The following is a 22,096-nucleotide window of genomic DNA, read 5'->3' on the forward strand; positions in this document are numbered from 1 at the left end:
CTGCGGGCGGACGCTGGCAGCACGGCGGACACTCGGGCGCGGGAGAGAACCTCACCATGGACGCGTTCGAGTTCTGCCGAGCACTCAGCGGCCGGGCCCCGGCAGAGGGGCTGCTCCGGACCCAGGTCCCGTTCTGACCCGGATCGTGAATGTGCTTTTATCCGACCGAGTGTGAGGTAGATTACATTCCGGGCACAACGCGCTGGTAGCGCGCACTTCTCCGGCTCGTCGCCGCCTCTGACTCGACCCCGGAAGAAGGACGCCGCCATGCCCCCGTCAGAACCACTCCCCCCGCCTCCGCGCACTTCCCGCCTCAGCCGCCGCTCGGTCCTCTCCGCCTTCGGCGGGGCGGTCGCGGCGACCGGAATCGTGGGCTTCGGCAGCGGCTCCGCCGGAGCCCAGAGCCTCACGGGCTCCCTGGGCTCCGGCTCCCTCGGGTCGTCCGGCGGCACCCCGCCGGACGGCATCCCCTCGGCGCAGCGTGAACCACTCGAGCTACTGCTCCTGGGGACACTCGCCGGCCCGATGGTGGAGAAGACGCGGGTGGGGATCGCGTCGGTCCTCGTGGTCAACGGGGCCGCCTACGTGATCGACTGCGGGCGGTCCGCGGTGACGCAGTACGGGCTCACGGGCCTGGAACTGGCGGCGATCAGCGACATCTTCCTCACCCACCTGCACGCCGACCACATCGCGGACTACTACAACTTCGCGCTCATCGGTGGGGTGGTCGCCAACGCCGCCGGGGACAAACTCGTGGCCCCCGTCGGCGTCCACGGCCCGGGGTCCGCGGGCGGACTGCGACCGCCCAACGTCGACTACCCGGACTTCCCGGTGGTCGCCCCCCAGAGCCCGACCCCGGGCACGGCGGAGATGACGCAGCGGCTGGACGAGGCCTACGCCTACACGTCGAACATCTTCCTCCGGGACAACGGCCCCACCGGTGGACCGCCCGACCCGCGCACGCTGTTCGACGTCCACGAGATCGTGATCCCGGACGTCGGCGCCAGCTACACCAACACCTCCCCGGCGATGGACCCGTTCCTCGTCATGGAGGACCAGAACGTCCGGGTCACCGCCACCCTCGTCCCGCACGGGCCGGTCTTCCCCGCGTTCGCCTTCCGCTTCGACACCGCGCACGGGTCGGTGACGTTCTCCGGGGACACCAGCCTCAGCGAGAACCTGGACCGGTTGGCGCTCGGCACCGACACCCCCGTGCACGAGGCGATCAACGTGCGCGGCGGCAATCTGCCGCCGGCCATGATCGAGCACAACCTGGAGTCCCACGTCGAGGTCCAGGTGGCGGGGCAGGTCGCCGAGCGCGCCGGCGCCGAGCGACTGGTCCTCACGCACCTCGGCGACTACTCCGGCGTCGTGGACGTGCGCCAGTGGCACGACTGGGCCCAGGAGGGCTACGGCGGGGACGTGATCGTGGGCCACGACCTGCAGCGGATCGTCCTGGCCACCCGATGACCCCCGCCCCGCCCTCACCAGAACGAGCTTCAGGAGGAACCATGAGCACCATCGACATGATCACGTCCCACCCCCACCCGACCGGTGGTCTGCCCGTCGAGTTGCTGGCGGAGGCGATCGACGCCGCGTCCGCGTGCGCGCGCATCTGCACCGCCTGCGCGGACGCGTGCCTGGCCGAGGAGTCGGTCGCGGAGATGCGCGACTGCATCCGCACCGATCTCGACTGCGCGGACGTGTGCGCGGCCACCGCGTCGGTGCTGAGTCGCCGGACCGGGACGATCTCGGGGGCGGTCAAGGAGTTGCTCAGCGCGTGCCGCGTCGCGTGCGCGACGTGCGCTGACGACTGCGGGTCCCACGCGGACATGCACGCCCACTGCGCGATCTGCGCCGAGGCCTGCCGCCGCTGCGAGACGGCGTGCGCGGAGTTGCTCAGCGCGATCGGGTGATCAGGGCCACCGCGCGGTTCGGGGGATCGTGAAGCTGAAGCGTGCGCCGTGCCCGGGGCCGTCGCTGGCCGCGCTGACGCGACCGCCGTGGGCCTCCACGAGTGCCCGGGTGATCGCCAGCCCGATGCCACTTCCCCCGCCGTGTCGGCCGCGGGCGGTGTCCACGCGGTAGAAGCGGTCGAAGAGGTGATCCAGGTGGTGCGCGGCCACGCCCTCGCCGGTGTCGGTGACAGTGACGGACACCCGCCTCAGAGCCACCGTGTCGGTGCCGGACGTCCTGGTGCCGGTGTCCGCGGGGAGCAGGCTGGTGCTGACGGTGACGGAGCCACCGGCAGGGGTGTGCCGTAGTGCGTTGTCCAGCAGGTTCCCCAGTACCTGGCCCATGCGGTCGACGTCCACGGTGACCTCGGCGTCGACGAGGTCGCGGGCGGTGAGCTCCACCCCCTTGTCCGCGAACCGCTCCCGGGCGGCGTCGAGGGCGCTCCCCACCAACCCGGCGATGGTGGTGGGGACCGGATGGAGGCGGGTCAGGTGCTCCTCGACGGCCGAGACGGCTACGATGTCCGACGCCAGGCGTTCGAGTCGGCGGGTGGCCGTCCACAGCACCTCCCTGGTGTCGTCGTCGTAGTCCCGCACACCGTCGTCGACGGCCTCGAGGTAGGAGTCGATCGTGGCCAGCGGGGTGCGCATCTCGTGACCGAGGTCGGCGAGCATCCGGCGTCGCGTGGTGTCGGTGGCGTCGAGTCTCCGGGCGAGTTCGTTGACGCTCGTCGCCAGGTCGTCGAACTCCCGCCCCAGCTCGGGACTCGCGACGCGCGTGTCGTAGCGCCCGCCGGCGATCTCGGCGGTCGAGGCGGTCACCACCGCGACCGAACGCTGGACCCTGCGGGTGAGGTACCAGCTCGCCAGCAACGCCAGGAGCACCGCGACGCCCACCGCCAGCCCCCAGGCCAGGACGATCGAATCCGTGAACGCCTCCTCGACGTGGGCGGCCTCCGCGGAGTCGTGCTCGATCCCGGCCTGCCCGAGGTGGTCGTGGAAGATCTCGGGCGCCAGCACCGAGGCGACGAGCCAGGCGCTCCCCGCGCAGCCCACCACCACCCCGGCCATGACCACCAACAGACGCGTCCCGAAACTCGCCCCTGCGAGCCGGCCGCGCCGCACCTCACCGACGGCGCCGCCGCTCACCGCCCGGGCCCCATCCGGTAGCCCACGCCGCGGACCGTGCGGACGTAGCGACCCCGCGTGGCCTCGTCACCGAGCTTGCGGCGCAGGTGCGCGACGTGGACGTCCACCAGGTGGTCGTCGCCCACCCAGTTCGGGCCCCACACCCTCTCGATCAACTGGGATCGGGTGAACACGACACCCGGGTCGCGGGACAGGGCGGCGAGCACGTCGAACTCGGTGCGGGTCAGGGCGACGGCCCGCCCGTCGACGCTCACCTCGCGACCGGCCACGTCGATGGTCAGATCCCCGATCCTCCGCGACCGCGCTTCCACCGTGGTGGTGCCCGCGGCCCCGGCGGCGGCCACGTCGTCGTCGTACCCGGTCACGGGACCCCGCGGTCTGCGCAACATCGCCTGGATCCTGGCCATGAGCTCGCGGGGGCTGAACGGCTTGGTCATGTAGTCGTCCGCGCCGACGGACAGCCCGATCAGTGTGTCGACCTCGTCGGTCCGGGCGGTGAGCATCACGACGTACGCGTCGGAGTGCGCCCTGATCCGCCGGCACACCTCGACCCCGTCCAGCCCCGGCAACCCCAGGTCCAGGACGATCACGTCCGGGTCCACCGACCGGGCGAGCGTGACCGCCTCGGCACCGTCGCCGGTGACGGTGACCTCGAATCCGTCGCGACGGAGATACGAGGCGACCAGGTCCGCGAGGGACTGCTCGTCGTCGACGACCATCGCCCGCAACCCCGTGGGTGGGCGCGGCACGGGACCGGGTGCACCGGTCTGTCCGTGGTCGCCAGGGTTGGGGGTCATGGGTCCCATCATCGCGCCCCGCCTGCGGATCCGCCGCCCCCGCGACGGCCTTGACCAAACCTTCACACGACCTCCATCCGAAGCGCCGGACCCGACGGGCAGGATGGTTCCCAGCAGTCCGGGCGCCCGGCCGCTCCGTTCGAAAGGACCTCGACGATGACCAGCAGGATCTTCCTCGCCGCCGCAGCCGTGGCCGTCCTCACGCTCTCCGCCTGTGCCGACGACGGCGACGACACGACGGCCACGACGCCGGCCACGACCACCACCGCCGAGGACGGCGCTCCCGCGACCACCGAGGAGGGCGACGCGTCCGAGCACTCCGCCGCCGACGTGCGGTTCGCGCGGATGATGATCCCGCACCACGAGCAGGCCATCGAGATGAGCGACATCATCCTGGCCAAGGAGGGCGTCCCCGACGACGTCCGCGAGCTGGCCGAGGAGATCAAGGCCGCGCAGGGCCCGGAGATCGAGCAGCTCGACGAGTGGCTCGAGGAGTGGGGCGAGCCCGGCATGGGCCGCGACGATCATGGCGATCACATGGGCGATCACATGGGCGACCACATGGGTGACGCCGGCGAGATGCGCATGATGGACGGGATGCTCTCGCCGGAGGAGATGCAGGAGCTGGCCGACGCCGAGGGCACCGACGCCGCGCGGTTGTTCCTGGAGCAGATGATCGTCCACCACGAGGGCGCGATCGACATGGCCGAGGACCAGGTATCCGGCGGCACCCACCCGCAGGCGGTCGAGCTGGCCCAGACCATCATCGACACCCAGCAGCGGGAGATCGATCAGATGCGCGAGATGCTCGCCGGCCTGTGACCGTGACGAGCGCTCTGACGACTGTTCCCCGCCCGTCCGCGCGCCGTCGCGCCCTGCTCGCGGCCGTGGTCGCGGGATCGTTGGGGCTGACCGCCTGCACCTCGGCCGGGCCGGAGCCGGACTCCACCTCCGACCGGGCCGCGGCCACCCTGGTCGAGCGACACGGCCTCGAGGGGTTGGACGCCCGGCAGGTGATCGAGCGGCTCGACACCATGCCCGTGGCCGAGCGGCCCGACGACCTGTGGGCTTCCGTCGAACCGGACCAGCTGGTCCTGAGCGACCCCACCGGCGACCTCGAGGAGGCGGCGCTGCCGATGCCGGCCGACGAGTTCTACCTCTCCGTGGCCCCGTACCGGACCTTCACGCACGACTGCTTCTTCCACAGCCTCACCACGTGCCTCGGGGAGCTCGGCGGCGAGACCGTGCAGGTGACCGTGACGGACGGGGCGACCGGGCAGACCGTGCTCGACGAGACCCGCACGACCTACGACAACGGCTTCGTGGGCCTGTGGCTCCCGCGCGACCTCACCGGCACCCTGACGATCGCGCACGAGGGCGACTCGACGACCTCGCCCGTCTCCACCGGCGACGACGACCTGACCTGCCTGACCACGATGCAGGTGGCGTAGGCGGCGGCCGATCGCGTCGACCTATCTGACGACTGACCTGCTCAGGCCCGCGCCAATTGACCCGACTCGCCGAGGTGACGTACCCAACAGACGCCGGGAGAGCGGTGGCTCGTAGGGGTAGACCCTGACGACCCGGCCGGGCGCGCTGCAGGGGTCCCCCGATCTTCTCCCGGATTTCCGTTCCGCCCCGGGTGAGCGGCGCACGGCCGCGGCTAGGGTGACCCCGACGTCAGTCGAGTCGCCTCTACCGCACCGTGAAATGAGACGCCATGAACGAGCAGTTCCCCTACCGGCCCGACGAGTCCTCGGACGCCGGTCGGGACCGCCTTCCGGCGCCCACGGACCAGTTCGCCCCCATCCAGAGGTTCCCCCCTGAGCAGTTCCCGACGGAACGGTTCCCGACGGAGCAGTTCCCGACCCGCCCGGCCGCCGGGCCCGCCGAACCCCTGGCGCACGAGGGCGGTCTGCCCTACGGCAACTCACCCGCCGCGCCGTACCGCCCTGACCAGGACTTCGCCCCCCGACATCTGGGCGCGCCACCCGCGTTCGACAACGACCCCTTCGTTCCCGGCCCGTACCGGCCGTACCTGCCCCAGCACCTCATGCCGCAGCACGTCATGGCCCAGCAGTACCCTCCCCAGCCCTTCATGCCGCAGCCCTTCATGCCGCAGCCCTTCATGCCGCAGCCCTTCATGCCGCAGCCCTTCATGCCGCAGCCCTTCATGCCGCAGCCCTTCATGCCGCAGCCCTTCATGCCGCAGCCCTTCATGCCGCAGCCCTTCATGCCGCAGCCCTTCATGCCGCAGCCCTTCATGCCGCAGCCCTTCATGCCGCAGCCCTTCATGCCGCAGCCCTTCATGCCGCAGCCCTTCATGCCGCAGCCCTTCATGCCGCAGCCCTTCATGCCGCAGCCCTTCATGCCGCAGCCCTTCATGCCGCAGCCCTTCATGCCGCAGCCCTTCATGCCGCAGCCCTTCATGCCGCAGCCCTTCATGCCGCAGCCCTTCATGCCGCAGCCCTTCATGCCGCAGCCCTTCATGCCGCAGCCCTTCATGCCGCAGCCCTTCATGCCGCAGCCCTTCATGCCGCAGCCCTTCATGCCGCAGCCCTTCATGCCGCAGCCCTTCATGCCGCAGCCCTTCATGCCGCAGCCCTTCATGCCGCAGCCCTTCATGCCGCAGCCCTTCATGCCGCAGCCCTTCATGCCGCAGCCCTTCATGCCGCAGCCCTTCATGCCGCAGCCCTTCATGCCGCAGCCGTACCCGATGCAGCAGACCGTGTTCGTCGCCAACGGCGGCGGCGGGCGCGTCAACCACGTGCTGCACCTGATCCTGACCATCCTCACCTTCGGCCTGTGGCTCCCGGTGTGGGCGGTGCTCGCGATCGCCAACTCCTAGGGGCCGGGTCGACACCGGCGTCGACCCTGGAACACATCGCTCAACACAGTTATCATCGTCGAATGACGATCAATGCCGGGGTTGCGTACGCGGACACCACCGGGTGCCGGTCAGGGACGGAGCCGGGAGCGACCCCCGAGTCAGGGCCCGGACTCGATGCCGCTGCCGCGCTGTTCCGCAGCCTGTCCGACGGAACCCGGCTGGCGATCATCCGCCGGCTCGCCCGCGGTGAGACCCGGGTCGCCGATCTGGTGGCCGAGCTCGGGCTGGCGCAGTCCACGGTGTCCGCCCATGTCGCGTGCCTGCGGGACTGCGGGCTCGTGGAGGGGCGACCGCAGGGCCGGCAGGTGTTCTACTCGCTCGCCCGGCCCGAGTTGATGGACCTGCTGGCCTCCGCCGAGACGCTCCTCGCCGCGACCGGGTCGGCGGTCGCGCTGTGCCCCGACCAGGTCTCGTGAGCGACGCGTGCGGGTGCGGCCCCGACGAACCGCTGGCCGGCGAGCACGAGGACCGCGGTCCGGAGAAGCTGTGGCAGGTCACCGAGATCCGGGCCGCGGTCATCGCCGGGCTCCTGCTGCTCGCGGGACTGATCCTCGACTGGACGGCCGGCCCCCACGCGGCCGGGTCCGCGCTGTCCGTGCTCGCGCTGCTGGTGGCCGGTTACACCTTCGTCCCCTCGACCCTGAGGCGGCTCGTGCGCGGCAGGATCGGCGTGGGCACGCTCATGACCATCGCGGCCGCCGGTGCGGTGATCCTCGGGCAGATCGAGGAGGCCGCCATGCTGGCGTTCCTCTTCGCCATCAGCGAGGGGCTCGAGGAGTATTCGGTCGCACGCACCCGCCGCGGCCTGCGCTCCCTGTTGTCGCTGGTGCCGTCGACCGCCTCCGTCCTCCGCGGCGGGCGCGAGCTGCGGGTGGAGCCCGACGACCTGCGTCTGGGCGAGGTGATGATCGTCCGACCGGGCGAGCGGATCGCCACCGACGGCACCATCCGCACAGGGCGGACCGCCCTGGACAACTCGGCGATCACCGGCGAATCGGTCCCGGTCGAGGCCGGTCCGGGGGACGAGGTGTACGCGGGGTCGATCAACGGCAGCGGCGCCCTGGAGGTCACGGTCACCGCGGAGGCGCGGGACAACTCGCTGGCGAGGATCGTCCGGATCGTCGAGGCCGAACAGTCCCGCAAGGGCGAGGCCCAGCGGCTGGCCGACACCGTCGCCAGGCCCCTGGTCCCGGGCATCCTCGTGGCCGCCGCGCTGATCGCGGTGGTGGGGAGCCTGCTCGGCGACCCGCAGGTGTGGATCGAACGGGCCCTCGTCGTCCTGGTGGCGGCCTCGCCCTGCGCCCTGGCGATCTCGGTGCCCGTCACCGTGTACGCCGCCGTGGGTGCGGCAAGCCGGTTCGGTGTGCTGGTCAAGGGTGGCGCCGCTCTGGAGGCCCTCGGCCGCATCCGCGGAATCGCCCTGGACAAGACCGGCACCCTGACCCGTGGCCGTCCTGCCGTCGTCGAGATCGCGACCGCGGACGGGGTCTCCGGGGCGGAGGTTCTCGCGGTGGCCGCCGCTCTGGAGGCCCGCAGCGAACACCCGTTGGCGGCGGCGATCCTGGACGCGGCCGGCCACGAGGTCCCCGCGGCCCGGGAGGTCACCGCCGTCACCGGCGCCGGCCTGACCGGGCTGCTCGACGGGCGGTCGGTCCGGTTGGGTCGGCCCGGATGGATCCGGCCCGGCCCCCTGGCGTCGGATGTCGAACGGATGCAGCACCACGGCTCGACGGCCGTGCTGGTCGAGCGGGAGGGCGAGGTGCTGGGGGCGATCGCGGTCCGCGACGAGCCGCGGCCCGAGGCCGCGGAGGTGGTCGCCGCGTTGCGCCGCGACGGCTATCGGGTGGCGATGCTCACCGGGGACAACGGCCGCACCGCCCGCGCGCTGGCGGCCGAGGTGGGGCTCGACGACGTCCACGCGGACCTGCGGCCGGAGGACAAGGCCCGCATCGTCACCCGGCTCCGCGCGGAGAGGGCGACGGCGATGGTCGGCGACGGCGTCAACGACGCCCCCGCCCTGGCGACCGCGGACCTGGGGATCGCGATGGGGGCGATGGGCAACGACGTCGCGATCGAGACGGCCGACGTGGCCCTCCTCGGCGAGGACCTGCGGCACCTGCCCCGGGCGCTGCAGCACGCCCGCCGCTCCCGCCGGATCATGCTGCAGAACATCGGGCTCTCGCTGGCGATCATCATCGGGCTGGTGCCGTTGGCGCTGGCCGGCGTCCTGGGGCTGGCCGCGGTCGTGCTGGTGCACGAGCTCGCGGAGATCCTGGTGATCGCCAACGGTGTGCGCGCCGGACGCACGCGCCGCGGGCTCAGCCCCGGTGGAGCGACTGCACCCGCACCTCGAGTTCGGTACCGACCGGCACCGAGGCGCCCAGGGCGTCCCGCAGGACCGACTGGATCTCGCGCACGCTCTGCCTGACCGGTCGGGAGGGGTCCAGGCTCACCTCGACGGTGACCCTGTTGCCGTCGCGGTCGACGTGGAGACCGAAGTGACTCAGGGCGGAGCCGGCCCGCCGTATGCGGGCATCGAGCGCCCGCAGTGAGGTGCCGATGCCGGGTTCTATCCCGTTGACCCCGGGGACGGCCACCACCAGGTCGATCAACTCCGCTGCCGTCGGCTCAGTTCTCATGAAGATCCTCGATGTGGACGTCGACCACCAGGTCGACGAGGTCGAATTCGCGGGCGCACGCACCACGCACCGCCTGTCGGACCGCGTCCGCCAGGGCGGGCAGATCCGGGGTCGACGCCGCGAACGAGACGCGGCACGCGATGCGGCGGGGCAGACCGCGGGTACCCCAGCCCTCGACCGGATCGTGGTCGACGGTGGTCCGCAGACTCAGCACCCCCGGGACGCCGTCGACGGTGTCGCGGATCAGTGTCCGCAGGGCGAGTTCGGTCAGCGAGTAGGGGCCGATGTCGGTGGGAGGCATCTGCACCCGCGCGCCGTGTCGGGCATCCGCGCGGACGGCCTCCGCCAGTGCCGACCTCGCCCGACCGGACAGCTGCACGGAGTCGTCGCCCCGGCTCTCGAGCTCGTCCCAGTCGCGGTGCAGGGCACTGATCTGATCGAGATAGTGCCGGGTGGCCTCGGCGTCGTCGGGTCCACCGGGTCCGGAGGATCCGTCCATGGTGTTCACCGCCATTCCTTCATATATTCGATCACGTGCGTGCGGGCACGCGCGAGGCGGCCCCGCGCGGTGGACTCGGTGATGTCGAGCGCGGACGCGACCTCCCGATAGGACATGCCGTCGATCTCGCGCAGTGTCCAGCAGGACCGGAGGTCCGGGTCCATCGTCCCCAGCACCCGCGCCAGCGCCTGCATCTGGGCGTTGACCTCCGTGGTGCGGGCGGGGTCGGCGCGGGGGCCCTCGTCGCGGTGGACGTTCAGGAGCTCGGGCGGCTGGGCGTCGGTCGAGCGCCGGGCACGGCGGCGGGCGATATCGGTCGCCCGACGCGAGCAGATCTGGGACAGCCAGCTCCGCACCGCATCCGGGTCGTCCAGGAGATGCAGCCGCTTCCACGCGGTGAGCAGCGACTCCTGGACCACGTCCTCGCTGTCCTGCCGATCCCCCAACACCAGGTAGGCGATGCGGAACAGGCGACCCTGGTGGCGGTCGATCAACACGTCGAAGGCCTCGGGGTCACCGTCCTGTGCGCGCAGCACCAGGGTGCGGTCGGGGTACTCCCCCGGCGGGGAGGGCGCGGGGGTCATGCCGCCTCGGAGACCAGTTCCCCGCCCGCACCGTGATGGCGCACGGCCACGCGGTCGGATCGGGAGGTCCGCGGGGTGTGCACGCGGACCAGCAGGTCGACCGACCGAGGACTGGTGCCGAGGGCGGTCTCCGGATCCGCGGCAAGCACCCGGCGGGCCTCCTCGACAGCCCATTCCACCTGCGCCTCCTCGGCGATCGTCACCTCGGCCAGGATCCGCAGGGAGGTCGTGGAGCCGGAGACCCGCACGGACGCCTCCTCGACGCCGGGGACGCCCTCCACCCGCTCGGCGAGCGCACGTTCCAGCACCTGGGGTTCCAGGGTGGCCAGGACGGTGCCGTCGTCGTCGTGCAGACGCAGAGAGGTGTGCGCCGGTGCGGTGGGGATCTGCGCGAGCAGCAGACCCAGCCCGGCGAGCACGGCGAGGACGGAGGCGGCGGTGGCGGCCGGCAGTGCCCACCCACGGTGCTCCTGCACCAGCATCGACACCGTCGAGTCGGCCGGCACCGTCAGGCCGGCGAGCGGCGAGCCCGCGGGGATGAGGGCGAAGGACACCGCGACCAGCCACGCCGCGACGGCCAGGGTCAGCAGACCCGCCACCGTCAACGCGATGCGGTTGCGGGTTCCGGAAAGGCTACGCATGATGTGTCGTCCTCTCAGCTTCTGCGGTGGGTGCGCACGCGGGGGCGTGACGGGCTGGCCGGACGCAGTTCGGCCAGCGCCCGGTCCACGGCGTCCTTCGCACCCCGGGTCACCGGGGCGGCATCGTCGACCACGGTCTCCACGGCCACATCGATCCGGCGACGACGCACGGCCACGCTCGCACTGTGCACGCCGTCGACGTTCTCGGTGCGCCGTTGGATGCGGCGCGCCAGGTCCCGGCGGGAGATGGCGGTTTCGCCCGGGACGGCATCCTCGAGGACCAGGACGCGCGACGGGCGTCCCGGCACGAGGGCGGCCAGCAGCAGAGCGAGCCCCACCACAGCCAGGACGACGGCGGCGATGCGCATCTCCGTCGATCCGATGCCGGTGCCCGAGATCGAGTCCACCGTGGCGGACGCCGCCGAGGGCCAGGTGCCGTCGACCAGGTAGGTCCCCAGCAGCCAGCTCCCCAGGCCGCCCGCGACCAGGAGCGCTGCGGCGAGCAGTCCCACCGGGATGGCGCGCGGTGGCCGTCTGATCAGTCCACTTCCGCGGGTCCGTGCACTCATCTCAGTGCTCCTCTCGTCGCGGTCCCGGGGTTGAGCCACGAGATCTCGATGTCCAACCGGCCCACCTGGAGGCCGGTCAACTCGCCGACCCTCTCGCGCACGTACCGGCGCAGGCCTCGGCAGGTGGCGGACAGGTTCACGGGGAACGCGACGCCCACGTCCAGCGTGAGCACGGCGACGGTCCCGTAGAGGTCGCAGGTGGCCGACGGGCGCGAGTCGAAGTCCCGGCGGGCGCCCACCCCCAGCAGACCTCCGGCGGCGCCGCCCACGTGGGTGTACTCGGAGGCGACCTGCTCGGCGATGCGGCCGACGACGGACGCGGGGATGGTGGTGAGTCCGCGCTCGGCGGCCGGCCGGAGCGCCTGGTCCTGCGGTGCGGACTCCTCGACCGCGGCCGGATCCGTGGCGGGCCGGCGACCGGTCTGGTCAGTCTGCGCGGCGGTCACGGGTCACCGCCTCCGGCGATCGGTGAGGCCCTTGATCTCGACGCGCCCCTCCATGGCCAGGCCCACGGCCACACCGATCACGCCGAAGATCAGCACGATGAGGAACTGGCCGATGGAGCCGAACGCGGCGACGGCGCCGAGGAACAACCCCACCAGAAGTGTGAGATGGGTGGTCTTCATGAGAACTCCTCGCTCAAGGGGGTGCGGGGGCGGGCCGGGTGACCCGCCCCCGCGGTGCAGCAGTGGTCGGTGGGTGGGCGCGGATCAGCGCAGCTCGCCGCGCCCGCTCTCGGAGCTGGTGCGGACGTCGTCGCCGTCGTCGTCCTGGGGCAGGCGGACGTCGGCCACGTTGACGTTGACCTCGACGACCTCGAGTCCGGTGGTGCCCTCGACCTGGTCGATGATGTTGCGTCGGATGGCGTTGCCCACGTCGACGATCGAGGCGCCGTACTCCACGACCACCGTCACGTCGATCGCCGTCTGGGTCTCGCCCTTCTCGACGCTGATGCCGCCCGTGACGTTGGTCTGGGCGTTGGGGATGCGATCGGTCACGACCGAGAAGGCGCGTCGCGCGGCGTTGCCCATGTCATAGACACCGGGGACCTCGCGCGCGGCCATCCCGGCGATCTTGGCCACCACGGCGTCGTCCAGGGTGGTCACGCCGCGGGACGTCTGGAGCGGTCCGCGCGCGGGCTGCTTCTCGACGGACTTCTCCTGCGCCTCGGCCTGCGCGGCCTCGGCGGCCTGCTGCTCGCGCGACTGCTCACGGCCGGTCTTCGGAATTGCGTTCGACATGATTCCTCCTCGCGGGAAGGTCCGGCACCGGGCCGGGCCTTCGATGAACAACTACACAACTAAGACGTCACGAGTCGCCGGATCGTCACGAGAGATCTCGAACTTTTTCTCCGGGGCCTCGATCAGGCCGTGAACCTGCTGGTCACAGCGGCCTGGTGCCGGGTGGACGAGCCGTCGCGGCTCTAGTCCGTGATCCCCGGCAGACGATCGATCCGCACGCGCAGGGCACGCTCGGGCTGTCGCAGTCCGAACTCCGCGCGGCCCCGTCGACCGATTCGGGCGCCGCGGCGGGGCCGGGCACGGTGTCCGGGCCGGGCACTGTGTGCAGTCCGGGCACCGCGGCCATCGGACAGTGACACCGGGGCCCACAGGAGCACCGTGGTCACGACCACGACGAGGGCGAACACCGTCACGGTGAACACCGCGGGCGCCATCCAGCCGCTGCGGGCGTGGAGCACCGCGCCGGCCGCCATCTCCGCTGACGACACGACACCGCCCATGGACGCCCCGAGCGAGACCATGCCGGGTACCAGGGCGACGGCGACCGCGCCGGTGGCGAGTACCGCGAAGCCCGCGAGCCTGAGCCTTCGGCCGGGGCCGGGGCGGGTGCGCGGTCCGGGGAGAGAACTCATGTGCGTTCTCCTTTCAGCGTCTGCCCCTGATTCGGAGACCTACACCACACGGATGGGGGCGCCGGACCCCCACCGCGGGCGCCGCCGCGACCTCCCGACGAGCGAGCCGCGACCTCCCGACGAGCGAACAGGTGGCCCCCCTACCCCGGAGGGCGTTGGGGGACTATGGTCATCCGCGTCCACCGTCGATCCGCGTCCTCCGTGGATCCGCGGTCGAGCAACGTGGATATCGAGCAACGCGGATACGCAGTCGAGCCGGAAGAGGAGTTCCATGGCCACCTCCACCATGCCGCCCCAGGTACAGGGGCAGCGGTTGCAGTTGACGACCCTCGAGTTGGGGGTCGGCGCAGCGCTCGCCGCGGTGGCGGTCCTGGGGGTCACCCTTTTCGCGGTGTCGAGCGAGTCCGCGCAGTCCTCCCCGGGCGCGGACCGGAACGCCTCCACCGCGGTGGTCAGCCAGGTCCCCTGAGGGCTCCCGCCCTCCGGCCCAGGTAGCGGCGCTCGGGCAGCGACGTCGACTCCTCCGCCGCCAGGCCGTAGAGCTCGGCGGCCGCGGCCCTGTCCCCAGCCAGCTCGTGCAGGTACGCCTCGGCCGCGGTGCGCCGGGGCAGCGAGCGCGGCACCGGTTCGAGCGCGGCCAACCCCTCTCGCGGCCCCACGGCGTGCCCCACCGCCACCGCGCGGTTCAGGCGGGCCACCGGGCTGTCGTTCAGCGCGAGCAGCTCGTCGTACCACTCGACCACCTGCACCCAGTCGGTCGCGGCGGCGGACGGCGCGTCGGCGTGGAGGGCGGCGATCGCGGCCTGCGCCTGGTACTCCCCCAGCTCGTCGCGGGCCAGCGCCGCCTGCAGGATCGCCACGCCCTCCGCGATCGAGCGGGTGTCCCAGCGGCTGCGGTCCTGCCGCGCCAGCGGGATCAGCTCGCCGTCGTCGTCTCTCCGCGCGGCCCGGCGGGCGTGGTGCAGCAGCATCAGCGCGAGCAGCCCCCGCACCTCGGGATGGTCGATCGACGCCGACAGTTGCCGGGTCAGCCGCAGGGCCTCCTCGGCCAGGTCCACCTCGCCGGTGTACCCCTCGTTGAACACCAGGTACAGCACCCGCAGCACGGTGGCCACGTCCCCGGGACGGTCCAGCCGCTCGCCGGAGAGAGTGCGTTTGGCGCGACTGATGCGCTGCGCCATGGTGGCCTCGGGGACCAGGAACGCCCGCGCGATCTGCCGGGTGGTCAGCCCGCCCACCGCGCGCAGCGTGAGCGCCACCGCCGACGCGAGGGGCAGCGACGGGTGGGCGCACAGGAAGTACAGCCACAGGGCGTCGTCGACCTCACTCCCCGGCCCCTCCCCTGCCGCCGGGTCGGCGCCCGGACCGCCGGAGGAGATCGACGACGACGAGCTCACCACCTGCTCGGCCGCAGCCAGTTCCTCGCGACGCCGACGGGCGGCCTCCGCGCGCGCGGCGTCCAGGAACCTGCGCCACGCCACGGCGATCAGCCAGCCGCGGGGATTGCGGGGCGGGCTCTCCGGCCAGGTGCGCTCGGCCTCGAGCAGAGCGTCCTGCACGGCGTCCTCGGCCGCCGCGAAGTCCGCCCCACGGCGCACGAGCACGCCGATCACCCGCGGGGTCAGCTCGCGCAGTTCCTGCCCGTCTGCGGTTGGCCCGGTCTTGGCAGGCCCGTGCATGGCAGGGTCAGCCCTCGAACTCCGGGGGAGCCTCCAGGAAAGGCCGCAGCTCGAGCCACTCGTGGATCGGCTCCCCGCCCGCCCCCGGGGCCGCAGATAGCTCGCCCGCGAGCTCGAGGGCCCGCTCGTAGCTGGCGGTCTCGATGATCATCCAGCCGGCGATGAGGTCCTTGGTCTCGGGGAACGGGCCGTCGGTCAGCGGCGGGCGGCCCTCGCCGTCGTACCGCACCCACGTCCCCGACTCCGACAACGCGTTGGCGTCGACGAACTCGCCGGACTCCTCCAGCCGAGCGGCGAAGTCGTTCATGTACTGGATGTGGGCGGACACCTCCTCGGGCGCCCACTCGGTCATGGGCACGTTATTGGGTGGCTCCGGGGCACCCCGGTAGTGCTTGAGCAACAGGTACTTGGCCATGGCGATCCTCCTCGTACTGTGCGACCCAGTGTGGTCGCTGCACTAGGGGGACGGAACCGGATCCGGGTTCTCGACATGAGCGACCAGATCGGTCACACCGTGGTCATGTGCGGGCCAATCGTGCCGGGTCGAGGTCGAGGCGGCGCAACAGCTGGGCGTTGAGCGCCACCACGATGGTCGAGACAGACATGAGGATCGCCGCGACCGCGGGGGAAATCGCCACGCCGACAAAGGCCAGAACCCCGGCGGCCAACGGCACAGCGATGACGTTGTACCCCGTTGCCCACACCAGGTTCTGCCACATTTTGCCGTAGCTGGCATGGGAGAGGTCGATGATAGACAGGACCGCCCGCGGGTCGTTCGCGGCGAGCACCACCCCGGCGGATTCGATGGCCACATCGGTCCCGGCACCGATCGCCACGCCCACATCAGCGCGAGCCAAGGCGGGGGCGTCATTGACCCCGTCGCCGACCATCGCCACCCTGTGCCCGCGCTTCTGGAGCTCGGTGACCTTGGCGTCCTTGTGCTCGGGAAGCACCTCGGCGAACACCTCGTCAATCCCGAGGTCCGTGGCCACGGCGTCCGCGACCTGCTGGGCGTCGCCGGTGATCATGGCGACCGAGACCCCACGGGCGTGCAGGGCGTCGATCGCCTGCCGGGACTCCTCCCGCACGGCGTCCTCGAGCGCGACGGCCCCCAGGATCCGGTCACCTTCGGCGACGTGCAACACCGACGCCCCGCGCGACACCCACTGCTCGGTCACCTCCGCGACGTCGGTGGGAATCGACAACCCCAGTTCGTTGAGCATGGCGGGACCGCCGACGCTGGCCTCGGTGCCATCGACACGGGCGCGGACCCCACGGCCTGGCAGGGACCGGAAATCGGTGGCGGCGATCCGCTCGCCGGCCGGCACCCGGTCATCGGCCGCCGCGACGATAGCCCGGGCGACGGGGTGTTCACTGTCGGCCTCGACCGCCGCCGCCAACGCCAACACCCGCTCCCCGGTGACCCCGCGCGCGGCGGTGACTCCCGTGACCCGGTGCTGGCCCTCGGTCAAGGTGCCGGTCTTGTCGAACAGGACCACATCGACGGTGCGCATGCGTTCGAGCGAGAGCCGGTCCTTGACCAACACCCCGGACCTGGCCGCTCGTTCGGTGGAGATCGCGATCACAAGTGGAATAGCCAACCCCAGCGCGTGGGGACAGGCGATCACGAGCACGGTCACCGTGCGCACCACGGCCTCGTCGACGTTGCCGAGCAACGCCCAGACCGCAAACGTGAGGATGCCCACGACCGTGGCGAAATAGAACAGGAACGCCGCGGCCTTGTCTGCCAGAGCTTGCGCTCGGGACGAGGAGGCCTGGGCGTCGGCGACCATCCGCTGGATGCCGGCCAGAGCCGTGCTCTCGCCCACCGCGGTGATCCGAACCCTCAGCGCGCTGTCCGTCGCAACGCTTCCGGCGACCACGGTGTCGCCGGCTTCTCTGGTGACCGTCTTGGATTCGCCGGTGATCATCGATTCATCGACTTCGGCACGGCCGTCGGTGACCGTGCCGTCGGCGGGCACCCGCGCTCCTGCGCGCACGAGCACCAGGTCCCCCAACTCGAGGTCCGGAAGCGGAACTGCGACAGTCCCGGAATCCGTGATCTTCTCCGCCGAGTCCGGCAGCATGGCCGCCAGCGCATCGAGGGCTCCCGAGGCCGAGCCGAGCGCGCGCATCTCGAGCCAGTGCCCGAGCAGCATGATCACGATAAGCAGCGCCAGTTCCCACCAGAAGTCCAGCTCGAACCCGCCGAGGCCCAAGGTGGTGATCCAGGAGGCGACAAAGGCGACAGTGATCGCCATGGAGATCAGCAGCATCATCCCCGGGCGGCGCGAGCGGAGTTCGGCCCAGCCGCCCGTGAGGAACGGGGTGCCGCCGTAGAGGAAGATCACCGTGCCCAGCACCGGGGCGATCCACATGGCGCCGGGGAAATTCGGCATGGTGTAGCCGAGCAGATCGGCGACCATGTGGCTGAAGTACACCACCGGGATCGCCAGCACCAGCGACGCCCAGAAGCGACGGCGGAACATCTCCCCGTGTGCCCCGTGCCCAGCGTGTCGATCGTGGCCCCCGTCCTCGCCGTGCCCGCCCGGCCCGACATGGGCGACGTGCTCGCCGTGCTCGGCGGGGGGCGGGCTGTGAACCTCGGCGCCGTGGCCGTGTCTGGTCGGCGCCGGGTTCGGTTGCGCGGGTCCGTGTTCCGGATGCGACATCAATAGCCTCCTGGGAGTGGCGGGGCTCAGGGGTTCGGCTGTCTTGGGTGTTTCAGGGTGTTCACTAGGCCAGGTAGGACAGGGTGGTCATCATCCCGGCCTCCTGGTGATAGGCGTTGTGGCAGTGAAGCGCCCACTGGCCGGGGTTGTCGGCATCGAATTCGATCTCCACGGTGCGCATCGGTCTGATCGTGACGGTGTCCTTGCGCAGCCCGGTATCGGGCAGAGCGAAGGTGTGTCCGTGCAGGTGCATGGGGTGGAACATGTCCGACATGTTGCGCATCCGCATACGAACCCGTTGCCCTTCGTTGACGTCCAACGACGTGATGTCGGGGTGAGCGCGGCCGTTCAGGGTCCACCTGTACGGCGACATGGTCCCGCCCATGTCCAGACTGTGGTAAACATCGTGCCCCTTCTCTTCCAGTCGGACGTCCGCGCGAGGCGCCAGATCGGTGCCGAACAGCACCTGCCGGTCCAGCTCGTCGGGTCGGGACCGGGTAGGCAGGTCGCCCGCAGCGGTGCGCACCAGTGCCTGCCCGTGACCGGTCTTGCCCTCGGCCTGCGCGAACAACGGGAAGACGCCGTCGCCGAGGGTGACGAGCACATCGAACCGCTCGCCCATCCCGACCATCAGTGCATCGGTATCCTGCGGCACGACCGGGAAGCCGTCGGTGTGGGTGATGGTCATCCGGTGCCCGCCCAGGGCCACGCGGAAGGCGGTATCAGCACCGGCGTTGATGAGGCGGATACGCGCTCGCTCCCCGGGTGTCGCGTTGAACACCATCGGGTCCTCCGGGACCCGCCCACTGACCAGGTAGAGCGGATAGCTCACGTCCCCGGCGCCGCCGAGCATCGGCGAGAGCATCGTCTCGGAACCCGTGTCCGTGGCGCCCATACCTCTCATGCCGCCGTGGTCCATCGCGCCCATTCTTCCCATCCCAGATCCGCTGCCCATACCTGCGGCGTCACCGATGCCCAGGTCGCGGGCAACATCGTCGGGGGTGCGACCGGTGCCGTCGAGCCAGTCGTCGAGCACCACGATCCACTCGTGCTCATGGTCACCGGGCTCGTTCGGGTCGTCGACGATCAGGGGCCCGTAGAGTCCGCGGTCGAGTTGGAGCCCGGAGTGCGAATGATAGAAGTACGTGCCCGCGTGCGGGACGGTGAACTCGTAAGCGAACCGACCGCCGGGGGCGATGGGGTCCTGAGTCAGGCCGGGTGCCCCGTCCATGTCGTTGCTCAGTGCCAGTCCGTGCCAGTGCACGCTGGTTTCCGCCGGCAGCTGGTTGTCCACCTCCACCTTGAGCAGATCCCCGACACGGGCACGCAGTAGCGGCCCGGGCAGGCTAGGGTCGTAGCCCCAGGTGGAGACGACGCGTCCACCGAGATCCACGTCGACCGGACGCGGCGTCAACCGCGCTGAGACCACCCGTTGGCCCGCGCTGCGGCGCGCCAGCTCGGCACGACGGACAGCGTCCGACAAGGGCTGCACGGGGGTACCGGTCGGCGGGCCCGCTCCGGAACAGGCGACGAGCGCCCCGGCCCCGGCGAGGGCTGAACCGAGGAGGAAGGACCGGCGGGTCAGCTCAGACACGGGGCCGCCCGTGCTCGGGTTTCGTCGGTACGGAGTTGCCGGAGCGCGTCAGCTCCTCTCGGCGGGCCACGAACTCGTCGGAGCCGATCTCTCCGCGGGCGAAACGCACTTCGAGCACTCGAAGCGGATCGGCCTCCGGCGCGGTGCGTCCGTGCCCCCCGGAACGGTCATTACGGAACATCATGGCCAGCATGGACAGCACTGCCGCCCAAAACACGAGCATGCACACCGCCATGATGATCCACCCGGTGGCACTCAGCTGACCCGACCAGCCCATCATGGTCGTCACCGTCCTTCGGTTGGTGACATCAGCATCGCGCGTGCACGCACCAGTTCAGGTAGAGGTCGCGTGAAGTTTTGATCAAGAAGGCCGGCCGCTGCATCGGCGGTGGACACTGTCCCCCGGAACCTGTCGCCCGGCCGCCGAACCACACCACAATTCCGCACCCCAGGCGGACAATGACCGCGTGAACAGGACCGAGGCGGAGACCTACCGCCGCGAGATCCTCGGCTACTGCTACCGCTACTTCGGCTGTATCGCGGAGGCCGAAGACGCAACGCAGGAGACGATGCTGCGTGCGTGGAGGGCGCGGGATGGCGCCGAATTCGGCGGCCGCTCGTCGCTGCGTACGTGGCTGTATTCCATCGCCACCCACGTCTGCCTGGACATGGCTCGCGCGCCGCAGCGACGCAGCCTTCCGGTGGACCTCAACGAGCCCGGCCGCGTCCCAGACGACCCCACGTCGCTGGCCACCATGCCCGAGCAGATGTGGATCGGCCCGGCGAGCGACGCCCATCTCGGCGTCGACCCGTCCGCCACCGCCCTCGCCCGCGAATCGGTCCGGCTCGCCTTTGTCGCCGCGCTGCAGTTCCTGCCACCCCGGCAGCGGGTCGTGCTGATCCTCCGCGATGTCCTGGTGCTCTCGGCGGCGGAGTGCGCGGACCTCCTCGACATGTCCGTGGCCTCGGTCAACTCCGCACTCGCCCGGGCGCGCAAGACCATGGCCCAGCACGGGGCCACTCTCCCAACCGACACCGCGGACGACGCCCCCGCCTACGACACCCGGCTTCTCGAGAAGTACGTCGCCGCCTTCGAGGCCTACGACGTCGACCGCCTAGTCGACCTGCTCACCGAGGACGCGGAGTTCAGCATGCCGCCGTTCGAGCTCTGGCTCCGCGGCCCCGCGCAGATCGAGCGCTGGTGGCGCGGCCCCGGGCAGGTGTGCCGCAACTCGCGGACCATCGTCACCTCCGCCAACGGCCGTCCGGCCGTCGCGGTCTATCACGACGGCGGCGGTCGAGACGAGAGCCGAAACGACGCCGGCGTTCGCGACTCCAGCGCGGCTCGATGGGAGCCGTTCGCGATCCACGTCCTGGAGTCCCGCGCCGGCCGCCTCTCGGCCCTCACCCACTTCATCGGCGCGGGCCACTTCGCCGAGTTCGGCCTGCCCGCCCACCTGCCGTAGGGAGAATCCCCGCCGCACCGATCACTTTCGGCGCCTCGCACCGTCTACCCCTGTGAAGGACGGTCCTTCGGGCCCCGAGCACCTGCTCGACCGGGCCCCCGAGTCCCCTCAGGAGGGATCATCATGAGCCGCACGATCACGGCCCACATGTTCTCCACGCTCAACGGCGTGACGGAGCATGCCGAGCACTGGCAGTTCGACGCCTTCGGACCCGAGGAGATGGAGTTCATGCAGAAGATGACTGCCGCGACCACGGACCTGGTGCTGGGCCGCACGCTCTGGCAGGAGTGGTCCGGTTACTGGCCCGGTGCGCAGGACCCGTTCGCCGAGTGGGTCAACCCGGTCCGCAAGCACGTGCTCACCTCCACCCTGACGGGCGAGCTGCCGTGGAACAGCGTTATCGCCACCGGTGATGCGGCCGGGTACCTCGGGCAGCTGCGGCAGGAACCGGGCGGCGACATCGCGATCGCGGGTGGCGTGGAGACCACCAGGAGGCTGGTGCTGGCGGGCCTGGTGGACGAGCTCACGCTGACCATCCACCCGGTGATCTCCGGTGAGGGCCGCAGGCTCTTCGACGAGTCCGTCCCCACGACGCGCCTGCGTCTGTTGAACTCGACGCAGACCCAGGCGGGCAACATCGTCGCGACCTATGCCCTGCGCTCGGACTCCGCGGACGCCTGACCGGACCCACTCGCTCATCACCCGAAACCCATCACCCCGCCGCCTATCGATCAGAGGAGAATCCGATGTCCTTCCAGGCGTATCTCGACACCATCGAAACCAAGACCGGGCTGACGCCGCGGCAACTCGTGGATCAGGCGACCGAACGCGGTTTCGGCCCCGGCACCAAGGCCGGGCCGATTCTGGAGTGGTTGAAGAACGACTACGGGCTCGGCCGCGGCCACGGCATGGCGCTCGTCCACGTGATCACCAAGGGGCCTCAGATCAGCTCGAAGCACGTCGGCTCCACCGGTTCACACGCCGACGCGACCGACATGCTCTGGCTCGATGGCGCGGCCACCAACCCGAACCGCTGAACCCGGATCCTCCCCCGTCGAGCCGGCGGCGAGTATGCGCAGCCGGTCAGTA

General features: G+C 71.1%; 27 protein-coding genes. 11 read left to right on the forward strand and 16 right to left on the reverse strand.

What is annotated here, in order from left to right; genetic code table 11:
* Positions 1 to 267 precede the first annotated feature (267 nt).
* Both CEY15_RS09470 and CEY15_RS09475 read left to right on the forward strand, forming a co-directional pair.
* Positions 268 to 1,470 carry an MBL fold metallo-hydrolase gene (locus CEY15_RS09470; protein WP_095718223.1) on the forward strand — a complete coding sequence of 401 codons (1,203 nt, stop codon included), beginning with the start codon at positions 268 to 270 and terminating at the stop codon, positions 1,468 to 1,470.
* A gap of 41 nt (positions 1,471 to 1,511) precedes the next feature.
* A complete protein-coding gene (locus CEY15_RS09475; protein WP_095718224.1) occupies positions 1,512 to 1,916 on the forward strand; it encodes a four-helix bundle copper-binding protein in 405 nt (134 codons plus the stop codon).
* Here CEY15_RS09475 and CEY15_RS09480 read toward each other — a convergent pair whose 3' ends face one another.
* Entirely contained in the window at positions 1,917 to 3,026 is a 1,110-nt protein-coding gene (locus tag CEY15_RS09480; RefSeq protein ID WP_042330141.1) for a sensor histidine kinase, read from the reverse strand.
* A gap of 74 nt (positions 3,027 to 3,100) precedes the next feature.
* Positions 3,101 to 3,823, reverse strand: coding sequence for a response regulator transcription factor (locus tag CEY15_RS09485; RefSeq protein WP_095718272.1), 723 nt, complete (start codon positions 3,821 to 3,823; stop codon positions 3,101 to 3,103).
* A gap of 234 nt (positions 3,824 to 4,057) precedes the next feature.
* Between CEY15_RS09485 and CEY15_RS09490 the strand changes: the two genes are divergently transcribed.
* From CEY15_RS09490 to CEY15_RS09510, 5 genes are all read left to right on the forward strand, one after another.
* Positions 4,058 to 4,723: a DUF305 domain-containing protein gene (locus CEY15_RS09490; RefSeq protein ID WP_095718225.1), complete on the forward strand. Its 666-nt coding sequence runs from the start codon at positions 4,058 to 4,060 to the stop codon at positions 4,721 to 4,723.
* Positions 4,724 to 4,725: 2 nt separating this feature from the next.
* Positions 4,726 to 5,352, forward strand: coding sequence for a CueP family metal-binding protein (locus CEY15_RS09495; protein ID WP_238556361.1), 627 nt, complete (start codon positions 4,726 to 4,728; stop codon positions 5,350 to 5,352).
* Positions 5,353 to 5,621: 269 nt separating this feature from the next.
* Positions 5,622 to 6,749, forward strand: a complete 1,128-nt coding sequence (locus CEY15_RS09500) for a hypothetical protein (RefSeq protein ID WP_095718226.1) — start codon at positions 5,622 to 5,624, stop codon at positions 6,747 to 6,749.
* A gap of 62 nt (positions 6,750 to 6,811) precedes the next feature.
* A complete protein-coding gene (locus CEY15_RS09505) occupies positions 6,812 to 7,207 on the forward strand; it encodes an ArsR/SmtB family transcription factor (protein ID WP_095718227.1) in 396 nt (131 codons plus the stop codon).
* Complete coding sequence (locus tag CEY15_RS09510) at positions 7,204 to 9,219, forward strand: heavy metal translocating P-type ATPase (protein WP_095718228.1); 2,016 nt, start codon at positions 7,204 to 7,206, stop codon at positions 9,217 to 9,219. Before CEY15_RS09505 ends, CEY15_RS09510 begins: the two co-directional genes overlap by 4 nt.
* Here the strand turns inward: CEY15_RS09510 and CEY15_RS18140 are convergent.
* The 9 genes from CEY15_RS18140 to CEY15_RS09545 form a co-directional block, all read right to left on the reverse strand.
* Complete coding sequence (locus tag CEY15_RS18140; protein ID WP_141244238.1) at positions 9,110 to 9,430, reverse strand: hypothetical protein; 321 nt, start codon at positions 9,428 to 9,430, stop codon at positions 9,110 to 9,112. The genes CEY15_RS09510 and CEY15_RS18140 overlap by 110 nt on opposite strands.
* Positions 9,420 to 9,944, reverse strand: coding sequence for a hypothetical protein (locus tag CEY15_RS09515; protein WP_017838014.1), 525 nt, complete (start codon positions 9,942 to 9,944; stop codon positions 9,420 to 9,422). The genes CEY15_RS18140 and CEY15_RS09515 overlap by 11 nt, the downstream gene beginning before the upstream one ends.
* Positions 9,935 to 10,513, reverse strand: coding sequence for an RNA polymerase sigma factor (locus CEY15_RS09520; protein WP_095718229.1), 579 nt, complete (start codon positions 10,511 to 10,513; stop codon positions 9,935 to 9,937). Before CEY15_RS09520 ends, CEY15_RS09515 begins: the two co-directional genes overlap by 10 nt.
* On the reverse strand, positions 10,510 to 11,154 hold the full coding sequence (locus CEY15_RS09525) for a hypothetical protein (protein ID WP_095718230.1): 645 nt from the start codon (positions 11,152 to 11,154) through the stop codon (positions 10,510 to 10,512). The genes CEY15_RS09520 and CEY15_RS09525 overlap by 4 nt, the downstream gene beginning before the upstream one ends.
* Before the next feature lie 14 nt (positions 11,155 to 11,168).
* Positions 11,169 to 11,723: a DUF6286 domain-containing protein gene (locus CEY15_RS09530; RefSeq protein WP_095718231.1), complete on the reverse strand. Its 555-nt coding sequence runs from the start codon at positions 11,721 to 11,723 to the stop codon at positions 11,169 to 11,171.
* Complete coding sequence (locus CEY15_RS09535; RefSeq protein WP_095718232.1) at positions 11,720 to 12,169, reverse strand: hypothetical protein; 450 nt, start codon at positions 12,167 to 12,169, stop codon at positions 11,720 to 11,722. Before CEY15_RS09535 ends, CEY15_RS09530 begins: the two co-directional genes overlap by 4 nt.
* 3 nt (positions 12,170 to 12,172) lie before the next feature.
* On the reverse strand, positions 12,173 to 12,349 hold the full coding sequence (locus tag CEY15_RS18485) for a hypothetical protein (RefSeq protein WP_162845654.1): 177 nt from the start codon (positions 12,347 to 12,349) through the stop codon (positions 12,173 to 12,175).
* Positions 12,350 to 12,433: 84 nt separating this feature from the next.
* Positions 12,434 to 12,964, reverse strand: coding sequence for an Asp23/Gls24 family envelope stress response protein (locus CEY15_RS09540; protein WP_176475066.1), 531 nt, complete (start codon positions 12,962 to 12,964; stop codon positions 12,434 to 12,436).
* A 182-nt stretch (positions 12,965 to 13,146) separates the two neighbouring features.
* Positions 13,147 to 13,596 (reverse strand): hypothetical protein, encoded by a 450-nt coding sequence (locus tag CEY15_RS09545; RefSeq protein ID WP_095718233.1) that lies wholly within the window; start codon positions 13,594 to 13,596, stop codon positions 13,147 to 13,149.
* A gap of 271 nt (positions 13,597 to 13,867) precedes the next feature.
* Between CEY15_RS09545 and CEY15_RS09550 the strand changes: the two genes are divergently transcribed.
* Positions 13,868 to 14,065 carry a hypothetical protein gene (locus tag CEY15_RS09550; protein ID WP_095718234.1) on the forward strand — a complete coding sequence of 66 codons (198 nt, stop codon included), beginning with the start codon at positions 13,868 to 13,870 and terminating at the stop codon, positions 14,063 to 14,065.
* Here CEY15_RS09550 and CEY15_RS09555 read toward each other — a convergent pair.
* The 5 genes from CEY15_RS09555 to CEY15_RS09575 form a co-directional block, all read right to left on the reverse strand.
* Positions 14,049 to 15,275 (reverse strand): RNA polymerase sigma factor, encoded by a 1,227-nt coding sequence (locus tag CEY15_RS09555; protein ID WP_095718235.1) that lies wholly within the window; start codon positions 15,273 to 15,275, stop codon positions 14,049 to 14,051. The genes CEY15_RS09550 and CEY15_RS09555 overlap by 17 nt on opposite strands.
* Before the next feature lie 7 nt (positions 15,276 to 15,282).
* Positions 15,283 to 15,690: a YciI family protein gene (locus CEY15_RS09560; RefSeq protein WP_095718236.1), complete on the reverse strand. Its 408-nt coding sequence runs from the start codon at positions 15,688 to 15,690 to the stop codon at positions 15,283 to 15,285.
* A 103-nt stretch (positions 15,691 to 15,793) separates the two neighbouring features.
* Positions 15,794 to 17,947: a copper-translocating P-type ATPase gene (locus tag CEY15_RS09565; protein WP_095718237.1), complete on the reverse strand. Its 2,154-nt coding sequence runs from the start codon at positions 17,945 to 17,947 to the stop codon at positions 15,794 to 15,796.
* Between the two features lie 64 nt (positions 17,948 to 18,011).
* Positions 18,012 to 19,541 (reverse strand): multicopper oxidase family protein, encoded by a 1,530-nt coding sequence (locus CEY15_RS09570; RefSeq protein ID WP_095718238.1) that lies wholly within the window; start codon positions 19,539 to 19,541, stop codon positions 18,012 to 18,014.
* Positions 19,534 to 19,821, reverse strand: coding sequence for an SHOCT domain-containing protein (locus CEY15_RS09575; RefSeq protein WP_095718239.1), 288 nt, complete (start codon positions 19,819 to 19,821; stop codon positions 19,534 to 19,536). The genes CEY15_RS09570 and CEY15_RS09575 overlap by 8 nt, the downstream gene beginning before the upstream one ends.
* Positions 19,822 to 19,936: 115 nt before the next feature.
* Here CEY15_RS09575 and CEY15_RS09580 point away from each other — a divergent pair, with 115 nt between their 5' ends.
* From CEY15_RS09580 to CEY15_RS09590, 3 genes are all read left to right on the forward strand, one after another.
* Entirely contained in the window at positions 19,937 to 21,007 is a 1,071-nt protein-coding gene (locus CEY15_RS09580) for an RNA polymerase subunit sigma-70 (RefSeq protein ID WP_095718240.1), read from the forward strand.
* A gap of 123 nt (positions 21,008 to 21,130) precedes the next feature.
* Positions 21,131 to 21,688, forward strand: a complete 558-nt coding sequence (locus tag CEY15_RS09585) for a dihydrofolate reductase family protein (RefSeq protein ID WP_095718241.1) — start codon at positions 21,131 to 21,133, stop codon at positions 21,686 to 21,688.
* 65 nt (positions 21,689 to 21,753) lie between these two features.
* Positions 21,754 to 22,044: a DUF4287 domain-containing protein gene (locus tag CEY15_RS09590; protein ID WP_095718242.1), complete on the forward strand. Its 291-nt coding sequence runs from the start codon at positions 21,754 to 21,756 to the stop codon at positions 22,042 to 22,044.
* Positions 22,045 to 22,096 lie beyond the last annotated feature (52 nt).

The organism is Dietzia natronolimnaea, from assembly GCF_002289575.1.
Taxonomy (GTDB): Bacteria; Actinomycetota; Actinomycetes; order Mycobacteriales; family Mycobacteriaceae; genus Dietzia; species Dietzia natronolimnaea_A.

What these genes read in the sequence shown, in the direction of transcription:
- CEY15_RS09520 (WP_095718229.1), bottom strand. Translation starts at nt 10,513, where the DNA reads ATGACCCCCGCGCCCTCCCCGCCGGGGGAGTACCCCGACCGCACCCTG.
- CEY15_RS18140 (WP_141244238.1), bottom strand. Translation starts at nt 9,430, where the DNA reads ATGAGAACTGAGCCGACGGCAGCGGAGTTGATCGACCTGGTGGTGGCC.
- CEY15_RS09560 (WP_095718236.1), bottom strand. Translation starts at nt 15,690, where the DNA reads ATGGCCAAGTACCTGTTGCTCAAGCACTACCGGGGTGCCCCGGAGCCA.
- CEY15_RS18485 (WP_162845654.1), bottom strand. Translation starts at nt 12,349, where the DNA reads ATGAAGACCACCCATCTCACACTTCTGGTGGGGTTGTTCCTCGGCGCC.
- CEY15_RS09485 (WP_095718272.1), bottom strand. Translation starts at nt 3,823, where the DNA reads ATGGTCGTCGACGACGAGCAGTCCCTCGCGGACCTGGTCGCCTCGTAT.
- CEY15_RS09490 (WP_095718225.1), top strand. Translation starts at nt 4,058, where the DNA reads ATGACCAGCAGGATCTTCCTCGCCGCCGCAGCCGTGGCCGTCCTCACG.
- CEY15_RS09505 (WP_095718227.1), top strand. Translation starts at nt 6,812, where the DNA reads ATGACGATCAATGCCGGGGTTGCGTACGCGGACACCACCGGGTGCCGG.
- CEY15_RS09525 (WP_095718230.1), bottom strand. Translation starts at nt 11,154, where the DNA reads ATGCGTAGCCTTTCCGGAACCCGCAACCGCATCGCGTTGACGGTGGCG.
- CEY15_RS09555 (WP_095718235.1), bottom strand. Translation starts at nt 15,275, where the DNA reads ATGCACGGGCCTGCCAAGACCGGGCCAACCGCAGACGGGCAGGAACTG.
- CEY15_RS09545 (WP_095718233.1), bottom strand. Translation starts at nt 13,596, where the DNA reads ATGAGTTCTCTCCCCGGACCGCGCACCCGCCCCGGCCCCGGCCGAAGG.
- CEY15_RS09475 (WP_095718224.1), top strand. Translation starts at nt 1,512, where the DNA reads ATGAGCACCATCGACATGATCACGTCCCACCCCCACCCGACCGGTGGT.
- CEY15_RS09540 (WP_176475066.1), bottom strand. Translation starts at nt 12,964, where the DNA reads ATGTCGAACGCAATTCCGAAGACCGGCCGTGAGCAGTCGCGCGAGCAG.
- CEY15_RS09585 (WP_095718241.1), top strand. Translation starts at nt 21,131, where the DNA reads ATGAGCCGCACGATCACGGCCCACATGTTCTCCACGCTCAACGGCGTG.
- CEY15_RS09480 (WP_042330141.1), bottom strand. Translation starts at nt 3,026, where the DNA reads ATGGCCGGGGTGGTGGTGGGCTGCGCGGGGAGCGCCTGGCTCGTCGCC.
- CEY15_RS09530 (WP_095718231.1), bottom strand. Translation starts at nt 11,723, where the DNA reads ATGAGTGCACGGACCCGCGGAAGTGGACTGATCAGACGGCCACCGCGC.
- CEY15_RS09550 (WP_095718234.1), top strand. Translation starts at nt 13,868, where the DNA reads ATGGCCACCTCCACCATGCCGCCCCAGGTACAGGGGCAGCGGTTGCAG.
- CEY15_RS09575 (WP_095718239.1), bottom strand. Translation starts at nt 19,821, where the DNA reads ATGATGGGCTGGTCGGGTCAGCTGAGTGCCACCGGGTGGATCATCATG.
- CEY15_RS09470 (WP_095718223.1), top strand. Translation starts at nt 268, where the DNA reads ATGCCCCCGTCAGAACCACTCCCCCCGCCTCCGCGCACTTCCCGCCTC.
- CEY15_RS09565 (WP_095718237.1), bottom strand. Translation starts at nt 17,947, where the DNA reads ATGTCGCATCCGGAACACGGACCCGCGCAACCGAACCCGGCGCCGACC.
- CEY15_RS09515 (WP_017838014.1), bottom strand. Translation starts at nt 9,944, where the DNA reads ATGGCGGTGAACACCATGGACGGATCCTCCGGACCCGGTGGACCCGAC.
- CEY15_RS09500 (WP_095718226.1), top strand. Translation starts at nt 5,622, where the DNA reads ATGAACGAGCAGTTCCCCTACCGGCCCGACGAGTCCTCGGACGCCGGT.
- CEY15_RS09590 (WP_095718242.1), top strand. Translation starts at nt 21,754, where the DNA reads ATGTCCTTCCAGGCGTATCTCGACACCATCGAAACCAAGACCGGGCTG.